Annotated in this window: 20 protein-coding genes and 7 pseudogenes; 11 read left to right on the top strand and 16 right to left on the bottom strand. The window is 40.0% G+C overall.

The genetic code is table 11. The annotated features are described in order from the left end of the window. Nucleotides 1–109 precede the first annotated feature (109 nt). Complete coding sequence (ydfI, locus tag V756_RS0106535) at nucleotides 110–751, bottom strand: two-component system response regulator YdfI (RefSeq protein WP_024713980.1); 642 nt, start codon at nucleotides 749–751, stop codon at nucleotides 110–112. After that, complete coding sequence (ydfH, locus tag V756_RS0106530; RefSeq protein WP_032681856.1) at nucleotides 744–1,967, bottom strand: two-component system sensor histidine kinase YdfH; 1,224 nt, start codon at nucleotides 1,965–1,967, stop codon at nucleotides 744–746. Before ydfH ends, ydfI begins: the two co-directional genes overlap by 8 nt. A 243-nt stretch (nucleotides 1,968–2,210) precedes the next feature. Here ydfH and V756_RS01000000121975 point away from each other — a divergent pair. The 3 genes and pseudogenes from V756_RS01000000121975 to V756_RS01000000121970 form a co-directional block, all read left to right on the top strand. Then, nucleotides 2,211–2,355: pseudogene (locus V756_RS01000000121975) on the top strand (hypothetical protein). After that, nucleotides 2,352–2,528, top strand: coding sequence for a hypothetical protein (locus tag V756_RS1000000123345; RefSeq protein WP_081719792.1), 177 nt, complete (start codon nucleotides 2,352–2,354; stop codon nucleotides 2,526–2,528). Before V756_RS01000000121975 ends, V756_RS1000000123345 begins: the two are co-directional and overlap by 4 nt. Nucleotides 2,529–2,542: 14 nt before the next feature. Further along, nucleotides 2,543–2,726: pseudogene (locus V756_RS01000000121970) on the top strand (carboxymuconolactone decarboxylase family protein); the annotation flags it as partial. A 62-nt stretch (nucleotides 2,727–2,788) separates the two neighbouring features. Here the strand turns inward: V756_RS01000000121970 and V756_RS0106515 are convergent. Continuing rightward, nucleotides 2,789–3,469, bottom strand: coding sequence for an ArsR/SmtB family transcription factor (locus V756_RS0106515; protein ID WP_024713977.1), 681 nt, complete (start codon nucleotides 3,467–3,469; stop codon nucleotides 2,789–2,791). Nucleotides 3,470–3,558: 89 nt separating this feature from the next. On the opposite strand from V756_RS0106515, the gene V756_RS0106510 reads away from it, so the two are divergent. Further along, nucleotides 3,559–4,182: a flavin reductase family protein gene (locus V756_RS0106510; RefSeq protein WP_024713976.1), complete on the top strand. Its 624-nt coding sequence runs from the start codon at nucleotides 3,559–3,561 to the stop codon at nucleotides 4,180–4,182. Between the two features lie 74 nt (nucleotides 4,183–4,256). Here the strand turns inward: V756_RS0106510 and V756_RS0106505 are convergent, their stop codons facing one another. Then, the gene (locus V756_RS0106505; RefSeq protein ID WP_024713975.1) at nucleotides 4,257–5,705 is read right to left on the bottom strand and encodes an aminotransferase-like domain-containing protein; all 1,449 of its coding nucleotides are present in this window, start codon (nucleotides 5,703–5,705) and stop codon (nucleotides 4,257–4,259) included. Between the two features lie 133 nt (nucleotides 5,706–5,838). Between V756_RS0106505 and V756_RS0106500 the strand changes: the two genes are divergently transcribed. Continuing rightward, on the top strand, nucleotides 5,839–6,759 hold the full coding sequence (locus tag V756_RS0106500) for a DMT family transporter (RefSeq protein WP_024713974.1): 921 nt from the start codon (nucleotides 5,839–5,841) through the stop codon (nucleotides 6,757–6,759). A 56-nt stretch (nucleotides 6,760–6,815) separates the two neighbouring features. On the opposite strand, the gene V756_RS0106495 is transcribed toward V756_RS0106500, so the two are convergent. From V756_RS0106495 to V756_RS0106480, 5 genes and pseudogenes are all read right to left on the bottom strand, one after another. Continuing rightward, nucleotides 6,816–7,592, bottom strand: coding sequence for a GNAT family N-acetyltransferase (locus V756_RS0106495; protein ID WP_024713973.1), 777 nt, complete (start codon nucleotides 7,590–7,592; stop codon nucleotides 6,816–6,818). Nucleotides 7,593–7,790: 198 nt separating this feature from the next. Next, nucleotides 7,791–8,103: pseudogene (locus V756_RS01000000121965) on the bottom strand (arsenate reductase/protein-tyrosine-phosphatase family protein). A 15-nt stretch (nucleotides 8,104–8,118) separates the two neighbouring features. Then, on the bottom strand, nucleotides 8,119–9,426 hold the full coding sequence (locus tag V756_RS0106485) for an arsenical efflux pump membrane protein ArsB (protein ID WP_024713972.1): 1,308 nt from the start codon (nucleotides 9,424–9,426) through the stop codon (nucleotides 8,119–8,121). Nucleotides 9,427–9,438: 12 nt separating this feature from the next. Further along, nucleotides 9,439–9,586: pseudogene (gene aseR / locus V756_RS1000000123340) on the bottom strand (metal-responsive transcriptional regulator AseR); the annotation flags it as partial. Nucleotides 9,587–9,738: 152 nt separating this feature from the next. Then, nucleotides 9,739–10,317, bottom strand: a complete 579-nt coding sequence (locus V756_RS0106480) for a TetR/AcrR family transcriptional regulator (protein ID WP_024713971.1) — start codon at nucleotides 10,315–10,317, stop codon at nucleotides 9,739–9,741. Between the two features lie 248 nt (nucleotides 10,318–10,565). Between V756_RS0106480 and V756_RS0106475 the strand changes: the two genes are divergently transcribed. Next, entirely contained in the window at nucleotides 10,566–11,756 is a 1,191-nt protein-coding gene (locus V756_RS0106475; protein WP_024713970.1) for an MFS transporter, read from the top strand. A gap of 106 nt (nucleotides 11,757–11,862) precedes the next feature. Here V756_RS0106475 and V756_RS0106470 read toward each other — a convergent pair whose 3' ends face one another. Beyond that, complete coding sequence (locus tag V756_RS0106470) at nucleotides 11,863–12,735, bottom strand: YitT family protein (protein ID WP_024713969.1); 873 nt, start codon at nucleotides 12,733–12,735, stop codon at nucleotides 11,863–11,865. A 353-nt stretch (nucleotides 12,736–13,088) separates the two neighbouring features. Between V756_RS0106470 and V756_RS0106465 the strand changes: the two genes are divergently transcribed. Both V756_RS0106465 and V756_RS0106460 read left to right on the top strand, forming a co-directional pair. Continuing rightward, complete coding sequence (locus V756_RS0106465) at nucleotides 13,089–13,418, top strand: winged helix-turn-helix transcriptional regulator (RefSeq protein WP_024713968.1); 330 nt, start codon at nucleotides 13,089–13,091, stop codon at nucleotides 13,416–13,418. A gap of 83 nt (nucleotides 13,419–13,501) precedes the next feature. Continuing rightward, a complete protein-coding gene (locus tag V756_RS0106460; RefSeq protein ID WP_024713967.1) occupies nucleotides 13,502–14,074 on the top strand; it encodes an alpha/beta hydrolase in 573 nt (190 codons plus the stop codon). A gap of 52 nt (nucleotides 14,075–14,126) precedes the next feature. Here the strand turns inward: V756_RS0106460 and V756_RS0106455 are convergent, their stop codons facing one another. Together V756_RS0106455 and V756_RS1000000123335 are read right to left on the bottom strand one after the other, a co-directional pair. Next, entirely contained in the window at nucleotides 14,127–14,552 is a 426-nt protein-coding gene (locus V756_RS0106455; protein WP_024713966.1) for a MaoC family dehydratase, read from the bottom strand. Nucleotides 14,553–14,679: 127 nt separating this feature from the next. Further along, nucleotides 14,680–14,964: pseudogene (locus tag V756_RS1000000123335) on the bottom strand (MocR-like pyridoxine biosynthesis transcription factor PdxR); the annotation flags it as partial. Between V756_RS1000000123335 and V756_RS01000000121955 the strand changes: the two are divergent. Continuing rightward, nucleotides 14,962–15,318: pseudogene (locus V756_RS01000000121955) on the top strand (EamA family transporter); the annotation flags it as partial. The pseudogenes V756_RS1000000123335 and V756_RS01000000121955 overlap by 3 nt on opposite strands. A gap of 182 nt (nucleotides 15,319–15,500) precedes the next feature. On the opposite strand, the pseudogene V756_RS1000000124320 reads toward V756_RS01000000121955, so the two are convergent. Further along, nucleotides 15,501–15,728 (bottom strand): annotated as a pseudogene (locus tag V756_RS1000000124320) (Lrp/AsnC family transcriptional regulator); the annotation flags it as partial. A gap of 183 nt (nucleotides 15,729–15,911) precedes the next feature. Here V756_RS1000000124320 and bglS point away from each other — a divergent pair. Continuing rightward, nucleotides 15,912–16,643: a beta-glucanase gene (gene bglS / locus V756_RS0106440; RefSeq protein ID WP_024713964.1), complete on the top strand. Its 732-nt coding sequence runs from the start codon at nucleotides 15,912–15,914 to the stop codon at nucleotides 16,641–16,643. 548 nt (nucleotides 16,644–17,191) lie between these two features. After that, nucleotides 17,192–17,905, top strand: coding sequence for a YdeJ family lipoprotein (locus V756_RS0106430; protein ID WP_024713963.1), 714 nt, complete (start codon nucleotides 17,192–17,194; stop codon nucleotides 17,903–17,905). A gap of 416 nt (nucleotides 17,906–18,321) precedes the next feature. Here the strand turns inward: V756_RS0106430 and V756_RS0106425 are convergent, their stop codons facing one another. The 3 genes from V756_RS0106425 to satA form a co-directional block, all read right to left on the bottom strand. Then, nucleotides 18,322–18,909 (bottom strand): YdeI/OmpD-associated family protein, encoded by a 588-nt coding sequence (locus V756_RS0106425; RefSeq protein WP_024713962.1) that lies wholly within the window; start codon nucleotides 18,907–18,909, stop codon nucleotides 18,322–18,324. A gap of 388 nt (nucleotides 18,910–19,297) precedes the next feature. After that, nucleotides 19,298–19,675 carry a YdeH family membrane protein gene (locus V756_RS0106420; protein ID WP_024713961.1) on the bottom strand — a complete coding sequence of 126 codons (378 nt, stop codon included), beginning with the start codon at nucleotides 19,673–19,675 and terminating at the stop codon, nucleotides 19,298–19,300. Nucleotides 19,676–19,926: 251 nt separating this feature from the next. Next, the gene (gene satA / locus V756_RS0106415) at nucleotides 19,927–20,448 is read right to left on the bottom strand and encodes a streptothricin N-acetyltransferase SatA (protein ID WP_024713960.1); all 522 of its coding nucleotides are present in this window, start codon (nucleotides 20,446–20,448) and stop codon (nucleotides 19,927–19,929) included. Between the last annotated feature and the right edge of the window lie 307 nt (nucleotides 20,449–20,755).

Raw genomic sequence — 20,755 nt, 5'->3', positions numbered from 1 at the left:
CTCCTTTCAGCACATTGCTTGATCAACTTACTTTCTCATTGTAGTTGACATTGAAATAAAAAAAACGTACATTCGGGCATGTACGTTTGGGCAAATTTTAAATATGAAGTTATTTGTCTAATGTCAGAATACCTCTTTGCATGGCAATCGTCACGGCTTCCGTTCTTGAATTCGCGCCTAATTTATTGTAAATGGACGTTAACCTGGATTTTACTGTTCTCTCTGAGACGCCCAAATCAAAGGCGATCGCTTTGCTTTTAAAACCTTTAGCAATTGCTTTGAGAACAATGACTTCTTTTTCTGTCAGCTGCGTATCATTGCTCTGCTTTTTCATCCGCTCCAATTGGATGTCTTGCAGACGTTTTAAGATATCAGGCTGCAACAGCACGTTTCCACTTATTGCTGCATCCATCGTCTGAAAAAGGGTTTCTGAACTCGTATCCTTCAACAGATATCCTTTCGCACCTAATTCAATTCCTTCAATCATTAGGTGATCTTCATTATAAGTAGTCAAAATAATGATAGGGATGTCGTGTTTTTCTTTTATTTGTTTAATGGCTTCTAACCCGCTCATCTCCGGCATATACAAATCCATGAGAATGATATCCGGTTTTAAATCATCTGCAAGGCGGACTGCCGTTTTGCCATTTTCGGCCTCTCCTATGATGGTGTAGTGATCATTCGTTTCAATTAAAAGCTTTAGACCTTCCCTCACGACAAGATGGTCGTCAACGATTAAAACCTTATTCATCTTGCATCTCTCCCTGAATTGGTACAGTGATCTCAATTTGTGTTCCTTTCGATTTTGTGCTCTTTATATTGAATTGGCCATTCATAGCTCTGACGCGTTCTTGTATGCCAAGAAGCCCATAATGCCCTCTCTTTTTCTTGCTCTTTTCAACATTAAATCCTTTGCCATTGTCCTCGACAGTTAAATGGAGCCTCCCCTTATCGTCATCCCAAATGGATACTGAGATCGATTCTGCTTCAGCATGCTTTGCTGCATTCGTAATACATTCTCCAATAATGGAATAACAGTTTTCAGCTGTACGAACGTCTAACACCTGATGTAATCTGTAGTCTAAAAAACCACGCATGCCTGTCGACTCTTGAAAATGATCCATCAGGGAGGTAATTCTTTCTTTTAAAAAACCGATTTCTTCTGATTTGCTGCGCAGATCATCAATCGCTGAACGAGCATCAGCTAATGTGCCTTTCACTCTATTCATCGATTGTTGAATGATTTCTTTTGCTCTTTCTGTGTTGCCTTTCGTGAGATGAACATGAATAGCGTCCAGCTGCATATTTAAACTGACCAGCCCTTGAGCAAGCGTATCGTGTAAGTCCCGGGCCATACGCTGTCTTTCGTTTTGCAGCGTCAGCTGTTCGACCTGCTGATGAGCCAGCTCCAGCCTTTCAAGAGTCAGCTGCGCTTTTATCTTTTCATCGACTTGGGCAAATAATGTAGCGGCATAAGTAATAATCACGATCATAATAGGTACGGCAATGACAAGAAAATGCAAATATTCACCTTTATGAATCTGATGCGGTATATTGATTGACAGCAGAAGCAATAAATAAAGTATGAGGAAAGTCTTTCTTCTGTCTGCCATTCCTGCAATCTGTCCAATCAAAAATGCATAAAGGCCAATGATAATCAGCACCAAGAAACCGGTCATGACATTGGCAAGTGTAAAAGTGATCAAACCTTGCAGTGCAAAGTATAGAATGACGCTTTTCTTAACCCAGCGATATGAATGCCAGTGCAGAAAAGAAAAAACAGCCATCAATATCGTGAACACATTAAGCAATAAAACGGACCAGCTCGCAGTAATAAATTGCAGCACGACAGAGGCTACATAGATCATGAGAATAAAAGCCAGCCCCGGTACTCTGAGCGCAAGCATGTTTAATGCCCGTCTATCATGTGTGTAGTATTTTTCTTTGAATGGATTCCTTATACGCAAACCGCATTCACTTCCTTTCCATTGGCAGAAGCGATATACACTCGAACCACATATACATGTTTCCCATCATTTTATAGGAAGAGAAGGTACTCAACAATACAAAGATACAGTGAAGCATTAGCGTTTCCAACATGTGATGATTGCCCAAACGTACATAAGCGTTCTGCCTTTATGTACGTTTTATCTTTCCGAGCTTACATTTACAATAATAAGGAAGTCACTATTTTGAAGGAATGATCATCATTGAAATCGATTGATCTCACCATTTTATCATTAAAAAGAAAAGGAATCCGGACTGAAAAAGTGTTAAAAAATCAGCGATCGATTAAGCAATGAGAAAGACAAAAATACTCAATCAAAAATCACATTCAAGGAAAAAGAGGAATGAACATGTATTGGTTTTTAGGTACTTTATTATATTTTCTCATCGGTACTTGTATATTCATTGGAATCATTAAAGACAGTCACTCAGACTCGTGGATCCTGCTTGCATTAGCAGCTCCGCTCATCATTGTTGGCTATCCCTATTTTTATTCAAAGCAGCTTCTTGCCAAAAAATAGTAAAATAATTCCATAAAGAGGAAGCTGCGCTCGTACTGTGTGAACACATCACGCTGATCCCAACTAAAAGGATTCCCAACGAGCTATATCATCGAGTGCGAAAACATTATGATGAAAGACCTTGTGCTCATCATCAATCAAATAAACAGTTGGAATCGCATCTCTATTGCAATGGGAAATCAAGCAACTTCAAGATAATAAGAAGGAGTAAGATGTAACGAATCTTGCTCCTTCTTTCTCATTCCCTTCATTAAAAGTCCCTACATATTCACTTTGAAGTACTTCTCAAACGCGTTTTTCCCGCTTTGTGTAATCCTAACCGCTCTCGTTTTAGGCATACGAACGATCCATTCTTCTTCCAACATTCGTGCCAATAGGGCGTTTCCTAATGCTCCTGCAAGATGATGCTGCCGTTCACTCCAATCCAAACAGCAGCGGGCAAAAGCTCTCCTCTTATTTCGCTGCTGCTCTTCGTTGATGCCTAAACTTAAAAAGAACAAAGAACCCTCTGACGTCATCTCAAAGTTTTGATCGACTTTTTTTAACATCCCCTGCTCAACTAATGAATTTGTGATTTGCACACCCACATAACCCGCCAGATGATCATAACAGCTTCGGGCGAAATGCAAGTCACTTTTTCCTTTTGAACCTTTTAAAGATGTGACTTTGGCTTTAGGCGCTATACAAAGCAATTGTTCAATCACGTTTGCAGTATCTGAGTTAGACAATCTGTAATACCGATGCCTTCCGTGCTTCTCTACGCTGATTAGCTTTTCTTCCAGCAATTTTTTCAGGTGAAAACTTGCGGTTTGAGGTTTAATATTAGCGAGATATGCAAGCTCTCCTGCGGGGTGTATCCTTCCATCCATTAGGGTGAGAAGAATGGACGAACGCGAGGGATCAGATAGCAGCGAAGAGATTTTTGCGATATTAGGATTCATGGTTTTCCTCCTTACATTCATATTTCGATGATAGTTGAAATGTTAAACCTTTACAATAGGAATGGAATCATGACAAGGAGGAATAAGCGTTGGATATTGAAAAACAAGACACTCTGCATTTTAAAGAAATCAAACCAACAATCATGTATTATGGCACCCCTGCATTTCTTCTTACCACACTGAATGAGGATGGAACAACTAATATCAGCCCTATGTCTTCTTCCTGGGCTCTTGGAAACTATATTGTCCTCGGAGTAGGGCTGGGAGGAAAAGCCATTGAAAATTTAGAAAGACACAATGAATGTGTCATCAACTTGCCTGGCCCTGAACTGTGGGAACACGTTGAAAGAATTTCATCTTATAGCGGAAAAAAGAGTATACCGCCTCTGAAGAAACAGCTCGGGTTTGCCTATAAAAAAGAAAAATACGAGGCGGCAGGGTTAACTCCTTTACAATCAAAAACAGTATTACCAACACGAATTCAAGAATGCCCTATCCAAATTGAAGCCGAAGTCAAACATATTCGCATTCCAGAATATGATTCATCTTTTGCGATTGTAGAGACGCAGGCATTGCATTTTCACGCCGAGGAAAGGATCATTTTGAATGAAAATCATATAAACCCTTCTAAATGGAGTCCTCTTATTTATAATTTTAGACATTATTTTGGTTTAGGAAGAGAAAGAGGAAAAACCTTTCGTTCAGAAACATGACCTTTCTTACCTTTTCAAAACCAAGCCATCATCAGGCTTGGTCTCTTTTTTAGAACATCCATTTAAGGATAGAGTTACTTACTTGCCAATTCTTTTATCATTAAGCCCAATTCATAGATCCCCTTTTGAAGGTCTTCAAGTGACGCATAGGCATATGATAAGCGAACATAATTCCCTTTTTCCTGAGCATAGATACTGCCTAGATTGAGAAGAATCCCTTTTGACAAAGCTTTCGCATAAAGTAATTTCATTGATATTGAAGGCAATACTTTTATCCAGATAAAGAATCCTCCCTTTGGGATATTCCATGTCGCAACATCTTTCAAATGAGTTCCTAATGCACTCAAGGCCAATTCTCTTCTCAGCTTTAATTGCTGCCTAACCTTTTCCACATGCAGCTGGTATTGGCCTGTTGTAAACCACTCTGCCGCTACTCTCTGGGATAACGAACTGGATCCGTAATCTGTTTGCATTTTAATATCGGATAAACGTTCTATCACTGGTTCCGGACCGACGATCCACCCAATCCTCAAGCCTGGGCTCAATGTTTTCGATAAACTGCCTATGTAAAGCACATGCCCATTTTTATCTATTGTTTTAATAGGAAATGGCGGAATTTCATCGATCCATAACTCACGATAAATGTCATCTTCAATAATGGGAAGCTGTGTATTCTCACTCGCTGCAAGGATTTCTTCCCGCCGTTTTTTTGACATTAAAATACCGGTCGGATTATGAAAACAAGGATTTGTATATAAGATAGACCTTCCCCGTTCCCCTCTTGGCATGTGAATATTTTCCGGCAAAAGCCCGTCTTGATCCATAGGAAGGCCCGTTAGTTTCATATCGGCAGATTGAAACACATGCAATGAATAAAGGTAGGATGGCTGATCAAGATATACGGTTGATCCTCTTTGCAAAAGCCCCATTGATATCAGCTGCAGAGCTTGCAACGCTCCCGACACAATCAGAATGGAAGATGGGGAGGCATTGATCCCAATGGTTCTTAAATAGCTGCTTAGGGCCCCTCTTAATGGAAAATAACCTTTTGGTTCCTCATATCCGAATGCTTCCATGTTTTGAGATACCTGCCCCATCATCTTTTTCATAACATCCAAAGGAAAAATCTCAGCTGAAAGTTCGCCTTTGCTGAGCTGTATAAGATCTGTATTTGATTCTGATTGATTGATCTCTTGAACGATTTTTTGGCTGGGCCGCTGGATTCCTGAGGTTACATATTGATCCCAATTAGGCGCAGAATTCTTAGCCAAAAGTGTCCATGTATTGTTGATAACAACTGTCCCTTTCCCCATTCTGCCTTCTATTAACCCATCTGCCATTAATTCCTCTAAGGCCGTAATGACCGTGCTTCGATTTACCTGAAAGTCTTTTGCGAGCGTGCGCTGGCTTGGAATCTTGCTTCCAATCGGCCACTCTCCATTTCCGATTTTCTCCTTAATAAAATGAACGATTTGTCTGTACTTAGGTAGATTTTTCATCTTTTTTTCTTCTGGGTCGTTCATGAAAGCAGTCTCCTTCAAACTAAATTGGTTGGGTCATAATCTATTGAACTGGTTGAAGCCATATCACCAAATCTTTATTAGTATAGAAACACATTAAATAACCGGTTGGTTTTTGTAAAGAGGAGAGAGAAAGATGCGAAAGAAAACAGTTCAAATTATCATATCTTACAGTCTGATGATCGGTTTGTGGGCATCAGCTTTTCCGGGAATTCGTGCAGGTCTGGAAGGTTATACACCAGAACACCTTGCTTTATTTCGTTTGTTAATCGCCTCTATGGCATTATTCCTTTTTGCTGTTTTGACTCAGATGCGCTTACCTGACATGAAAGACATTCCTGCCATTTTTCTTTTAGGGTTTTTAGGTTTTGCACTCTATCACATGTTGCTGAACATCGGTGAAAAAACAGTGAGTGCCGGGGTTGCAAGCTTGCTCGTCACCATGGCACCGATCTTTTCAGCCATGCTATCCCGCCTGTTTTTTAGAGAGCATTTTGGATTTACGAAATGGCTTGGTTCTATGATCAGTTTAGTGGGTGTATTATTGATTGCATTTGGGTCAGGAGACTTTACGTATTCAATGAGTGGTATCTTGTTCATCCTGCTGGCAGCCTTTTCGGAGAGTTTTTATTTCGTGTTTCAAGCCCGCTATATAGAAAAATATGGTTTTATCCCATTCGTTACATTCACCATTTGGGGCGGAACAATACCTATGCTTGTGTTTCTGCCAGGCTTAGGCGGAGAGATGATAAACGCTTCAACAAGCGCAACTTTGTCTATCGTTTACTTGGGATTATTGCCCACGGTTATTCCTTACTTCGCACTAGCATATGTCACTTCGCTCGTCGGCGCTTCAGAAGCAACTCTTTCTCTTTATGTAACACCGGCTTTGGCCTTGGTCATTTCATGGGTATGGATAGGCGAAATACCTGCATTTCTTTCTCTGCTGGGCGGGATGGTTACAGTCAGCGGCGTGTGTTTTACCTACCTAAAAATAAATAAATCGAATAAGATTTCCTTCACCCATTTTTCTGCTAAAAGGGTTAAAAAAATCTAAAACAAAAAAAGATACCAACATCGTTTGGTATCTCCTTTAAGGTTCTTTCATTAAGATTATCCAGAGTAGTAAATAGAGTATTCAGCTGCCGGCTTAAATCCTAGTTTAGCTGCTAGTGTTATGGACGACTTGTTGCAAACATCACAATCCCAAATGGGAGCCATCCCATTTTCCAGACAACATTCGATAAACTTGCTGCCTGCACAATACGCTAACCCCATGCCTCTATATTCTTCAAGTGTATAGATATCCATTTCTGCCCGATTCCCCCCTAAGAATATAGAGGTGCACTCACTCACAACATGATGGCCATGTAATACGGCAAATCCAAAACCTTTTGAAGAAAAATGTGAGACAGAATTCCAATACTCCTCGTAATAAGCACTGTTAAACACTGTGCTGTTTGAAATCATGTCTTCATCTATTCTTTTCAATACAAACTCCTTTGGAAGTTTCAAAGCTGTTTTAGAAGGTTTTTGCTGAAAGGAAAATGCCATTCTTTTCATTTGATTCAAATCGTCTTTCAGTATTGTTTTCAATACTTGATCCCATGTATCATTAGCAGAAAACAGGGTAAACCTTTTTGTTGATTTCGCTTGTTGTTCATAATATTCAGCAATGAAATCATTAAAAACTTGATTCCCTTGGTCTCCCGCAATAAAATAAATTCCTGATTCAGTTCCTATAAAAAACGATCTAGGGGATGTTTGGTCATCTGTATAAACAACTCCCGGAATGGTTTGTTCTAATATTGCATAGACAAATGTGGGACAAAATGATTCATCAAACAATGTTTTTATGCCGTTATATTTTTCTTTTGCTAATTCCTGCAAACCGACAACTCCTCTCAAACAGCGTCTCCTTCATCATTCTGTTAACAAAATCAATTTTCCTTTGTCTCAGCTTTTAAGCGGCGGTTCAGAACTCAGACAAGTCAAATAAAAAACAGGTGCCTGCACTGAGCCCACCTGTTGAACAGCAATTGATGGGCTCACCAATTTTTTCATAAATGCTGAGTATATCTAATATTTTTATTCCCCAGTTTCAGCAAACTGTTTTACCTCCAATTTCATCACGGACTCTTTGGAAAAACGCCCATTTTTCTTCGTCTGTTCCCTGCGTTTTTGCCGGATTATTAAATCCCCAATGCTCACGTTTTACATTTGGAAATATCAATCCCCGCTTCTTTCATTGCTTTGACAGCACGAGGATGTAATCCATAAGCCTCGATTCCCGCGCTGTACACATTCCACTCATCTCCGAGGTGCTTTACCCCCACCCTTCAGCCATTTGACTGCGGCAGGAGTTTCCTGTGCATAGAAAGTAAAATGTTTTCTTTGGCATGTCCATTTTCTCCTTTTAGAAACATGAATGAATCATCATCAGCCAAAGATACAGGCCGACAAGTGTAATCAATAATGTTGGAATTGTAAGAATGATTCCTGTTTTAAAATACGTTCCCCAGGAAATCTTCACACCTTTTTGCGAGAGGACATGGAGCCATAATAATGTCGCCAAGGAACCAATCGGCGTTATTTTAGGTCCCAAATCTGAACCGATAACATTTGCGTATATGAGCGCTTCTCTCATCATCCCATGTGTATCTGTGCCGGCAATTGCCAATGCATCAATCATGACAGTCGGCAAGTTATTCATCACGGAAGAAAGAATCGCCGCGATAAAGCCCATTCCAATCGTACCCGCAAACACTCCTTGATCACCCGCGGTTTGAATCACATCTGAAAGCACATCTGTCAATCCAGCATTACGGACACCGTACACAACAACGTACATGCCAATTGAAAAGAACACGATAGCCCATGGCGCGTCCTTCAGCACTTTTTTTGTATGAACGGCTGGACTCTTTTTTGCAGCAATTAAGAAAAAGAGTGCAATGATACCGGCTACCACTGATACAGGGATAGATAAGAATTCACTTGCAAAGTATCCAACTAACAACAGCCCTAATATATACCACGATAGCTTGAACATGTTATGATCTTTTATGACATCAGCAGGGTTTTTCACCTCAGTCAGATCATAATGTTTTGGTATGCTTTTTCTAAAGAAAAGGTAAAGTACAATGATGCTCGCCAGCAGCGAGAACAAGTTCGGGACAATCATTCTGGATGCATAATCAATAAACGTAATATGAAAATAATCCGCTGAAACGATGTTGACCAAATTGCTCACGACTAATGGAAGTGAGGTCGTATCTGCTATAAACCCGCTGGCAATGATAAAGGGAAAAACCAATTTTTCATTGAAGTTTAAAGCTCTGACCATCGCTAATACAATCGGTGTCAAGATAAGAGCGGCACCGTCATTTGCAAATAATGCGGCGACGATAGCGCCTAATATAGATACATAAACGAACATGCGCACACCGCTTCCTTTTGCGGCCTTAGCCATATGAAGCGCTGCCCATTCAAAGAAACCGATGTTATCTAAGATTAAGGATATAATAATGATGGCCACAAATGCCAATGTCGCATTCCAAACAATCCCGGTCACAGTTAATACATCATGTAAAGTAACAACTCCGGCAATTAGAGCCAAGATAGCTCCTCCGCAGGCTGACCACCCTATAGATAAGTTTCTCGGCTGCCATATGACCAATACTAAAGTTAAGAAAAAAATGAATACCGCCAAAATCACTGAAGTCAATCCAAAGCCTCCTTACTGGCAACACACTTGAGTTTCCTTTTGTTTGATGTGATGTAACAATTCGTCCTCGTGATCGATTCAATTGCAATGTATCAACCTGGGACATGAATCATTTATTGAATCATAACCGCCATTGCCCTCTTCTGTCCTCATTCACGAATTCTCTATAAAGTTAATCAATTGGTAAGAAAAAAAGATGCCCGCGGGCATCGAAATAGCATGGGAAAGAAGCTCATCACCCTATTTAAGTTAAGGCAATCAAATTGACACGTATGGAACAGAAATGTAAGAACGGACTCCTCTCTACACGATTCACGTAGCTTGAACTCCCTTAAACGCATTCATCACCAAATCATGCACATAGGCATCATTGACCTCGTCCCCTGTAACAAGCAGGCGATAGAAAATCGGTCCGTAAATGAGATCAATACTTACTTCAATATCAAGATTCTCTCTCAATTCACCTTTATGAATTCCCTTTTCCAGAAGGCCTTTAGCTTGAAGGCGGCGGGGCTGGAAAAATCGTGTGCGATATTCTTCTGCCAATTTGGCATCCAGCTGCCCCGCACCTATTAATTCCTTAATAACGGTACCTTCCCGGCTTGTCAAAAACCTTGCTAAATTCGCGGCGTGGATCGATATATCATGTACAGTTGATCCTGTATCAGGCACTGGCAGTCTTTCCGTAGCAGTCGAAAGAAAGCTGTCCATGATAACGGCAGCTTTGTTTGCCCACCATTTATAAATCGTTGCTTTACTCACTTTCGCGCGCTCTGCAATTTTATCGACTGTCACCGCATCAAAGCCTTTTTCCAGCAAGAGGTCATAGGCCGCAGAAAGAATCGCCTTATGTGTTCCTTCATCACGCGGCCGCCCTCGTTTACTCTGCACATCAATCATTCCTTCCCGAAATATAAACGATACGTTCAGTATACTTAACATGATAAAAAAATAAAACAGAAACCCATTTACAAAACTGAACGTTTAGTTTATCATTCACTTATAAATAAAACTGAACGTTTAGTTTATAAAATGCTCAACACTCCGCAAAACCTTATCACTAAAAATCTATGGAGAGGAGAAGAATCAGCAAATTATGTATCAAACATCATAAAATCATTAAAAAGGAGTTCATTCATATGGCTACATTAAACAAACAAAAAGCAGATAAGAGAATCTCACCCAGTTTAACCCTTCTTCTCGCAACTGCATGCGGTATCATTGTCGCTAATCTTTACTACGCACAACCCTTGGTAGGATTAATTAGTGCGGCAATTGGAATTTCTCCGAGCGGTGCTGGATTGATTGTCACACTCACCCAAATCGGATACGTTGCCGGCTTACTATTTCTTGTCCCTTTGGGAGATATGATCGAAAACAAAAAACTCGTCGTTGTATCTCTGCTTCTAAGCGCAGCAGCTTTGACACTAACGGCGTTTGTAAAGCATGGCACACTGTTTTTAGCTGCTGCGTTTTTCATCGGATTGGGATCGGTCGCAGCCCAAGTGCTTGTTCCATATGCTTCATACCTTTCGTCAGACGCTGCGCGGGGCCGAGTGGTCGGCAATGTCATGAGCGGCCTATTGCTCGGTATCATGCTTTCTCGCCCGATATCCAGTCTAGTCGCTGATATCTGGGGATGGAATGCAATATTTGCTTTGTCCGCCGCGGTAAGTGTTGTCCTGGCAATCGTATTAGCAAAAGTGCTTCCTGCCAGAAAACCAACCGCACATACAAACTATACCGCCTTACTCGGTTCAATGTGGAGGCTGCTGAAGACGACTCCAGTCTTACGCCGCCGCGCCATCTACCATGCGTTTGTATTTGGAGCTTTCAGCTTGTTCTGGACGACTGTTCCTTTATTATTATCCGGTCCTGCTTTTCATTTTTCTCAGAAGGCAATAGCACTGTACGCATTAGTGGGCATTGCGGGTGCAGCCGCTGCCCCTATAGGCGGCCGTTTGGCTGATCGCGGATTGACCCGGATTGCCACTGGAATCGCTCTCAGTGTTGTCATCGTTTCTTTATTATTGCCGCTCATGATTCAGAGCAGCTCCCCCGTTGGTATAACAGTTCTAGCGGCCGCGGCTATTCTGTTGGATATGGGCGTATCCGCCAATCTCGTGCTCAGTCAACGTGCTATTTTTTCGTTGGCGCCTGAAATCCGCAGCCGATTAAACGGATTATTCATGGCAATCTTCTTTCTTGGCGGCGCTATAGGGTCATCAATTGGGGGGTGGGCCTATGCCTCAGGCGGATGGAGTGCGGCATTATGGATTGGAATCGCTTTTCCGGTCATCGCTTTGCTTTATTTCATCTCAGAGAAATAAAAATACCAAGGGTCTCAAAACCCTTGGTATTTCTATATATGCGGCCGAGCTTCATTGACGGCAAAAGCCTTTTCTGAGTGTCACTGTGAAAAGGCCATTCCTTTTTCTAATGAGCATTGTGTTTTCTAAAATTGCTGCCTTTCACTTCAGCTACGTCGTAGACAGTAACAAAGGCACTTTTATCAATATCATTAATTATTTCCTTTAGTTTGGTTTCTTCTAATCGGTTGATGACACAAGTGATTTCTTGAAATTTCTCGTGGGAAAAGCCCCCGTAAGCTTCTTTGTATGTGGCGCTTCGTCCTAATTCATCACGTATGGTCTCTACCATTAATGCAGGCTCGGCGGTAATAATTTGAAACGTTTTAGAACCGCTTAAGCCTTCCTCAACGACATGAATGACTTTGGATGCGATGTAGTAAGCAATGACTGAAAGCAATGCCCCTTGCAAACCAAATACTGTGGAAACAAAAATAAACACAAAAAGGTTTAAGAATAGAATAAGATCGCTCGTTCCAAATGGCAGTTTGCGGGATAGCAGCACAGCTAGCATATCAATTCCATCTAACGCGCCGCCATTACGCAGCGCCAAGCCCATTCCGAAACCAAGGATAATCCCGCCGACAACGGTAATTAACAAAGTGTCTCCCTCTATGATAGCCGGAGTGTGGTGAAAAAAGCTTGTCCCCGCGGCAAGTGATACGATGCCGAGAATGGATAATAACGCAAAGCCTTTCCCAATTTGTTTATATCCTAACCAGACAAATGGAATATTGATAATCGCAATCAGAATCCCCAGCGGCAAATGGAATAGCTGTGAACCAACAATGCTGAGACCTGTCACTCCTCCATCAGAGACACTATTTGGAATGAGCACTGTTTCTAATCCATATGCCGCTATAATTCCCCCGATAATGACCATGATAACTTGCAGAATCATTTTTGCTTTAAATTTCTTATGTTTTTTGATTGTATTCATACCATTCCTCATTTCTTAAATATTTCGTTATATGTAACTATACCATAATAGATTTGTTCAGTTTGTAAGAAGGACTCCTCTTATACCGCTTTATCCCATATCTCAACCAAAGAATAATAAATCATAAAGATAAGGTAACCCTTTATGAATTAGAACATTCAACATGTACCTGCTGCAGATGAAATCCAGCATCCTGTTTATAGCAAAAATACAAAAGAACTTACATTCTTCGTTATCCTTCATAAACCTCTTTGCGCGCACTAGATCCTCAAACAAGTACGCTTTCGGATCAGAACACCGAAAATCCTGATTCATTCTGATATTATACTTATTAAAAAGGAGGTTTGATTTCCTTGAATAACTTATGCCGCAGTAAACAAGCCCCATTTGAATACACCTTATCTCTTATAGGCGGCAAATGGAAAATGAGAATTCTGTATGAGTTAGGATGTGAAAAAACGATGAGATACGGCGAGCTGAAACGGGCTATGCCTTTAATCACCCATAAAATGTTAAGCTCACAGCTCAAGGAATTGCAAACCGACGGCCTTATTCATCGGACAGAGGTTTCACAAATCCCCCTCAAAGTAGAGTATTCGTTATCAGACAAAGGGCTGTCATTGAATCCCCTTTTAGATGAGATGTGCAAATGGGGAATAACGCAAGGCGCACCTCTTGAATAAAAACCACTTACAAAAAAGTGCGTACTTGTCTTCTAATGAGAGGAATTTTATACTACATAAAAATACTTTGTTAGGAGGAAATAATGACAAAACAAGTCTATATCATTCATGGTTACAGAGCCTCTTCGGCAAACCATTGGTTTCCATGGCTGAAAAAACGACTGCTCGCAGACGGGATTCAAGCCGAAATTTTAGACATGCCCAACCCGCTTGAGCCCAGACTTGAAGATTGGCTGGATACACTCGCTTCTTATCAACACACTTTACATGAAAATACGTATGTCGTGGCTCACAGTTTAGGGTGTCCCGCCATTTTGAGATTTTTGGAACGTACTCAATTGCGCGAACAGCTTGGCGGAATCATCCTTGTTTCCGGCTTTGCCAAATCATTGCCTCATTTAAAGATGTTAGAAGAATTTACAGAGGGATCGTTTGATGATCAAAAAATCATCAGGTCCGCAAAGCACCGTGCTGTCATTGCTTCTAAAGACGATCAAATTGTGCCATTTGCATGGAGCAAGGAGCTGGCACAACAAATAGACGCTGCGTTTTATGAAGTCCAACACGGAGGCCATTTTTTGGAGAATGAGGGGTTTACTTCTTTGCCTATCGTTTATGATGTGCTAAGCTCCTATTTTTCAAAAGAAATCGGCTAAAAACTTTCATCGTATTTGAATAAGCCCGCTTTAGCATAGCGGGCTTTACGCGTTATTGTTTAATTAATACCGATAACTCTCCTTCAAATACTTTTTCTTCTTTATGATTATAAGTAGATAATAATACAGTGAGTATTCCCAATTCATTTCTCTTTGGCTGCTTATCAAGAACCTCAACAATGGTATGCAGTTCATCATCAGGATAGACGGGTTTTATGAATTTAATGTTATTCATTTCTGTTCCGGCTATCACATCGTCTCCATACATCTCTTCTTCAACCCAAAGTTTAATGGAAATGCTCAGCGTTTGTATTCCAGAAGAGATAATGCCATTAAATCTGCCTTTACTCGCTTTTTCCTCATTTACATGCATATATTGAGGGTCAAACTCACCTGCAAACCGCATAATATCATCTTTTGTTACCTTTAGTGATTTCGTTTTGAATACCTGGCCAATTGTAAACTCATCTAATCTCATGCTTACACCTCTACTTTGTAATTGATTTTGTACGAGCCTTAAATAAAATAGTGAGGCAGTGCCAAAGGACAAATGCTGCAGTATAGGCACTTGTCCTTTTTAATTATAAACTAAACTGAAAGCTCCCTCATACTTTCCAAGCTGCTTTCAGTTTTTTTATGCCTTCTCGTATGTTACATTCCGAAACCCCTGCAAATCCAAGTGAGACCGCTTTTGCAGGAGGGTTGTTTTGATAAGAAAGTGAAACAGGATAAATTTTCACCCCATGTTCCTCCGCCTTCTCAATTCACTCTTTTTCACTATAAGGCAAATAAACGTCAAATAGAATCCGAAGCCCGGCGTTTTCTCCGCGAATCCTGACATGCTTTCCTCATTCTCTTTGCACAGTTTCTAGTAAAAGGGCTCTTTTTTTGCTCGTCGTCTGGGCAATTGGCAGGTGATCTCTTGGGCACTCGTTCTGTCGCTCCCCCTTATGCTGCCATTGTCGTTCTTTTTTACACCGGCCTCATGGTCAGGCACCGGGACTCCCGCGCTGCTCAGCCTTGCCTATGTGTCTTTATTCAGCATGCTGATCGGCTTTATGTTCTGGTATCGAGGCCTTACCCAAGTCGGAATTGCGGCGGTTGGACAGCTTCAGCTTTTTCAGCCCTTATTTGGACTGCTGCTTGCCTCAATGATCCTGCACGAAAAAGTAGGCTGGGCACTAGTAGCAGTGAGTATTGCCGTGATCATGTGCGTGGCAGCTGCTCGGCGATTTGCAAAGTAGTAAGGAGTAAAATATATGAAAGCATAAAAAAACCAAGAGTCTGGGGCCCTTGTTTTTTTGCATGCGTCCGTGTAGATGCAATCAACCTCCCGGGTTATTGTCTCTATTTATTAATCACAATCGGTCATTTATCATTTACAGCTGATCTAACATTTATTAGGCGGAAATATGCATTCAAACTAACAGCCGTCTCCGCTGTTTTTATCATGATTGATGATATTTCTCTTGTGTTTTTATCCATGACAGGTATGGCTGATGATAGATGCTATTTGTATAAATATAGGCAAGGCAATATATATTAACAACCTAATTTCACTTTAAATGTATATCCCTCAATCACGCCGTTGTCTTTCAGTGGCCGCTGCTTGACCTGCTAAATGAACTTTTCCACCTCATTCTTTCATCGTCATACGTCTATTTTGAGTTGCTCTAAGCCTGCAACATTTTTAATAGGAATAATGCCCAATAAAACCCAGGCGGATCCTCTCAATAAATAAGATTCGTTATTATCATTAATTTGACCGATGTTCCCCTTTCAAAGAATCATGTATGATCATTTAGGAAAACGCTTTCAAATAAAGGGGGATGCCAATATGTCTTGTCGTATGAAACGATTGTTGTTACTTCTTGTCACTGGATTGTTTATGAGTTTGTTTGGAGTCACTTCTACTGCCTCGGCTCAAACAGGCGGATCGTTTTATGATCCTTTTAACAGCTATAACTCCGGCTTATGGCAAAAAGCAGATGGTTACTCAAACGGAGATATGTTCAACTGCACTTGGCGTGCAAATAACATATCAATGACGTCAGCAGGTGAATTGCGTTTGGCTTTGACAAGTCCGTCTTATAACAAGTTTGACTGCGGAGAAAACCGCTCTGCTCAAACATATGGCTACGGGCTTTACGAAGTCAGAATGAAACCAGCTAAAAACACAGGGATCGTTTCATCGTTCTTCACTTACACAGGTCCATCGGATGGAACTCCTTGGGATGAGATTGATATCGAATTTTTAGGAAAAGACACAACAAAGGTTCAATTTAACTATTATACAAATGGTGCAGGAAACCATGAGAAAATTGTGAATCTCGGATTTGATGCCGCTAATGCCTATCATACGTATGCGTTCGATTGGCAGCCAAACTCTATTAAATGGTACGTCGATGGGCAATTAAAACATACTGCGACAAGCCAACTTCCGACAACACCGGGAAAAATTATGATGAACTTGTGGAATGGTGCAGGTGTCGATGACTGGCTTGGCTCCTACAATGGTGTAACACCTCTATACGCTCATTACGATTGGGTGCGTTACACAAAAAAATAATGTCAAATGGATAAGAGTCTGGTGCTACAATATAGCCAGGCTCTTATGATTGTAATGAGAGGTTATTGAATCGAGATTGTCAGCCCTCTTTTGATCCCTATTACTGGGTTTGTCTTCTTTTGTTAAAATAACTTCCTCATGTCCTTCCATTTTAAAATCTAATCGTTTAACTGTTTCTTCATCTGTTTTCCTATACATCTTATGCCTTACCTTTAGCGCATTCATTTACAATCAATAAAATCTAATTCGCCTTTACACTTTTTTTTTAATAAAATTCAAGAAACCTTGAACCGGTAAGAATGGCGACGACAGTTCTTAGCTGGCCTATATATTAAAATAAAAATAACAGACGCTTCATATCGAATCTCCCCAGTTTGTTTTCCTCTATCACAGTCAATATCTGAAGTGAACGAAGGCTGACAGCCGTTTAGGATGAAAAATTGTTTCCTCTTTTAAACAAATTTTATACAATTCTATCTATTACATGGTAATATTTAGTTGTATAAACTGATGAAACTGAAACCGAGGTAATGGAGAGGAATGAAAGAATGAAGAAACTTAGCAAGATATTTTACAGTCATGCTGCCTTGCTTCTGCTCGCTTTATTGCTTGCAGGATGTACGGGCAGTAAGGACGAAGAGTCAAAACAGCCTTCAAAACATGATGCTGCTGCCCATTCTGACAAAAATGATAATGGGACTGAAGATAGCACCAACATACGCAAAGAGGAAACAGAGCCAACAACAGAATCAGAAAAAGCCGCAGCTAAGGCTTCAACTGAAAATGCATCAAAAGAATCCACAACGAATGAATCAAGCAAAACCTCTTCTGAAAAAGTAAAAAATGTGGAGAAAGGCAAAGAGGGCAATGGATTGGCTGCATATTCATCTGAGAAAATCGAGTATGCCCGTGTTTGGCTGCAACTTGGGCCCAACCAAGAATTAGATGAATTGAATGTTCGGCACATTTCAGCTGGTGAGCCGATCAATCCTAATGATGACACCAGTGCCAGCTATCCAGAAGATGTGATCCAGTTGGCAGGTTCCAGGTTAGTAGATGGATCAGTTACCTATAGCGGCAATGGAGATGGCACAATCAATATATACAATGTTCCTTTACGCTGGGATTCCGCAGCTGATTTAGATCAAGGCGTCATGCGGAAAGAGACTGAGAATATCATTAAAAACACAAAAAAAGTGTACGTTAATACTGGCGACGATCAAAAAATCAAGCGACTCATAGACATTATGATTATTCATTAATCAGTATCATGTGTCTGCAACAGACACATGATACTTTTTCACGCCTATCTTTTTTATCAATAATGGTTAGTTATTTTTATATTTACAAAGTTTGGAGTGTAATCACTTGCTTAAAAATCTGCCTATCCTATTGGCTCTTTCATCAGTCGGAGTCATTCTATTAGTTATGAGCCAAACTGTTGCATTATCAGTTACTTTGGGCTGGATCGTCTTATTACTGGGTGTTGCTTTAGAATTTTATAGCGCTGTATGTCTAGTAGTATACAATGCTAATCTAAAGAAACATCTCAGCAGAAAGTAAATGATGTCTTCAGAAAAACAAGCATATCATTCCTATGCTTGTTTTTTTCTGCCTTATGAGCAGAATAAACTTCCATAATTTATTCCTCAGCAATACCTGAAAGCCAAACTATAAACTAATCCTTTAATCCCTTTCCATCAAGAATTTTCTCCACATATTTTTCAACCCTTGCTTCTCTAGTTTTTGATTGTTTGGCTTGAGAAAAATAAAAAATGTATGCTCTTTGCCGCCCCGGGGTCAATGCTTCAAAAGCTGTTTTTAAGGCGGGAATTTCATCGAATTTGTTTTCAAGCTCTTCAGGAATGATCAATTCCGTATTCTTTTTCACTTGCAACCCGGCCTTTTCAACTTCAATGGCTTCATGAATATAGTCTTTCAAGATGGTTTCCATTTCAACGATTTCCTGGACATTGGTAAACCGAATCTGGCGCGCCGCCTGTACATTCTCCGTTTGTTGGATGAGAATCCCATAGGCATCCTGCAGCAAGGCACCTTTGTGAAACAGAAGCGCGCAATATTCTTTAAATCCATGTATTAAAACGATATTTTTATTATTAAACGTGTAACAAGGATGCATCCACTTCAATTCTTCGGTCAGCTCACAGTCAAGAACGATGGATCTCAACTTCTCATATTCGTCCTTCCACGTTGCAGCTTTACTTAAAAATTCGTCAACCTTAGGATTCGTTCTGTTATTTGTCATGAGGAACCTCCTGTTCATTTTATTTTTGACATACGATCGTTGTTTATTCTCCGATATCAAGCGGCAGGTTCAAACTTTATTATGTATTCAATAGATTAAGCTTAAGGTTAAGATTATGCAATCACAAAAGGAAGACTTGGACATGCTTTTATGAAACAACATTGATATTTATGGATAAGAAACTGCTGATCGCTTAGAGGACTTACTTTGGGGTAAATGAACAATTTGCACTCTGACATTTAGGGAATATTATGCCCTGTAACTTTGCTTTCCGATCCTAAAAGCATCAGTCAATAAGAACTATAATGTCCCCAACCTATAAACCTGCAAAAAAAAGAAAGCTTCTTTCCCCGAGATTAAGGATAAAGCCCTCTCACCTTGTTGTCAGCTATGATTGAACTTTTTTATTTCTTCCAATGAGTAAGGTTACCACAACACTTGCTATGCTGACTAACGTTCCTGCAATAGAAACAAGAATAGTCAAAGCACCATTAGGAATAAGAAATCCAATGGGTATGAGCCCCAGAAAAGTTAAAACGATAAAACATTGATATACTCCAGAAATGATTCTTACAACCCGGTGGCCAAAAAAGGACATGGCTAATGGGGGTATGAATAAAAAGACAACGATTCCAATTGATATCACTAAGAGAATAGGCTGCTCAAATGAAATGACGTTATCTCCAGGGGAATCTTTAGCAGCCACCAGCACAACAGCAATAGACATCATAAGCGTAAGAAAAACCAGACAAAACCTTTTTAACAATATGATAACCCCTTTTTAATAAATGTACTTAAAACCAGTATTTTTACATTTTATGTTATTCAATAAAAAATACAATATGAATACAATTCTATTTTTCATTAATTCTTCTCATGATCCGAACAACATCAGACATTCTTACTCACGGTTTATTCTATCGACGTATCTTTAGCCTCAAACGACATAATTTCTGAGACTTCCCCTTTTTAACTTGAATGCCACTCAATTAAAACTCATACAACCTTAAGCAACAATTAAAATTTACAGTACCAAAAAATCGCAATTTCATTTGCTGTTGGAAAGTTGGAATAAAGCATCGTATCGACCGCACCTATGACAAAGTGATGTTTAGCATAAAAATGACAAGCTGAAACATTAATATCTTGTGTTTCAAGCATTAGACCGCACAAGTGATTCTCCTTTGCCCATTCAATCGCTTTATGTAACAATGCTGTTCCAACACCATTTTTCCGATAATCTTTTGCAACGGCAATGTCCTCTATTAGCGCATACCCATTCCAATTAGAACGAAGCTTAATCCGGCCGACGCAGCTGCTTTCAACATAATAAAAAAAGACAACTTTCCCTTCTTCATCAACGTAACTGGCATCAATTTCGTCATCTTCATACTTCTTGAAATAAGGCTTCGAAAATAGTTCCTCGGTATATGTCCAAACATTGTTTTCAAATGCAGGTACAATTCTCCCAAAAACAGCGAAAGGTTCGTTTGGTTTATTGAAGTCTTTCATATTTAATTGAGTCATTTTAATGATCATATCATTCTCCTTCCAAACGAGATTATATTTTATACTTCCATGATATGTTATTTCACAAATAAATCAATAACGCTTTTCAATCCTCAAGCTTTGTGAAAACCGCTTTTCATTAAGCCGTCCGTCAGTTTCAGCAGCAAACATTTTTCTGTTCTGAAGCAGGAAGCATGAAGAAGATGTCATTCAGCAAAAACATCAATATAAAACCTAGTGCAAACAAAAAAGATACCAATATCATTTGGTATCTTCAGGCTGTCGAGAAAATCTCGACAGCCTTTATTTTTCCCTTAAAATATCAATTCCCCTGTAA

Source organism: Bacillus tequilensis KCTC 13622, from assembly GCF_000507145.1.
In the GTDB taxonomy this organism is placed as follows: domain Bacteria; phylum Bacillota; class Bacilli; order Bacillales; family Bacillaceae; genus Bacillus; species Bacillus tequilensis.
This window is presented reverse-complemented; position numbering and strand designations above follow the sequence as displayed.

What these genes read in the sequence shown, in the direction of transcription:
- V756_RS0106430 (WP_024713963.1), top strand. Translation starts at nt 17,192, where the DNA reads ATGAAGAAACTTAGCAAGATATTTTACAGTCATGCTGCCTTGCTTCTG.
- V756_RS0106470 (WP_024713969.1), bottom strand. Translation starts at nt 12,735, where the DNA reads ATGAATACAATCAAAAAACATAAGAAATTTAAAGCAAAAATGATTCTG.
- V756_RS0106515 (WP_024713977.1), bottom strand. Translation starts at nt 3,469, where the DNA reads ATGAATCCTAATATCGCAAAAATCTCTTCGCTGCTATCTGATCCCTCG.
- V756_RS0106455 (WP_024713966.1), bottom strand. Translation starts at nt 14,552, where the DNA reads ATGAGATTAGATGAGTTTACAATTGGCCAGGTATTCAAAACGAAATCA.
- V756_RS0106425 (WP_024713962.1), bottom strand. Translation starts at nt 18,909, where the DNA reads ATGACAAATAACAGAACGAATCCTAAGGTTGACGAATTTTTAAGTAAA.
- V756_RS0106505 (WP_024713975.1), bottom strand. Translation starts at nt 5,705, where the DNA reads ATGAACGACCCAGAAGAAAAAAAGATGAAAAATCTACCTAAGTACAGA.
- V756_RS0106500 (WP_024713974.1), top strand. Translation starts at nt 5,839, where the DNA reads ATGCGAAAGAAAACAGTTCAAATTATCATATCTTACAGTCTGATGATC.
- V756_RS0106460 (WP_024713967.1), top strand. Translation starts at nt 13,502, where the DNA reads ATGACAAAACAAGTCTATATCATTCATGGTTACAGAGCCTCTTCGGCA.
- V756_RS0106475 (WP_024713970.1), top strand. Translation starts at nt 10,566, where the DNA reads ATGGCTACATTAAACAAACAAAAAGCAGATAAGAGAATCTCACCCAGT.
- ydfI (WP_024713980.1), bottom strand. Translation starts at nt 751, where the DNA reads ATGAATAAGGTTTTAATCGTTGACGACCATCTTGTCGTGAGGGAAGGT.
- V756_RS1000000123345 (WP_081719792.1), top strand. Translation starts at nt 2,352, where the DNA reads ATGAACATGTATTGGTTTTTAGGTACTTTATTATATTTTCTCATCGGT.
- satA (WP_024713960.1), bottom strand. Translation starts at nt 20,448, where the DNA reads ATGATCATTAAAATGACTCAATTAAATATGAAAGACTTCAATAAACCA.
- bglS (WP_024713964.1), top strand. Translation starts at nt 15,912, where the DNA reads ATGTCTTGTCGTATGAAACGATTGTTGTTACTTCTTGTCACTGGATTG.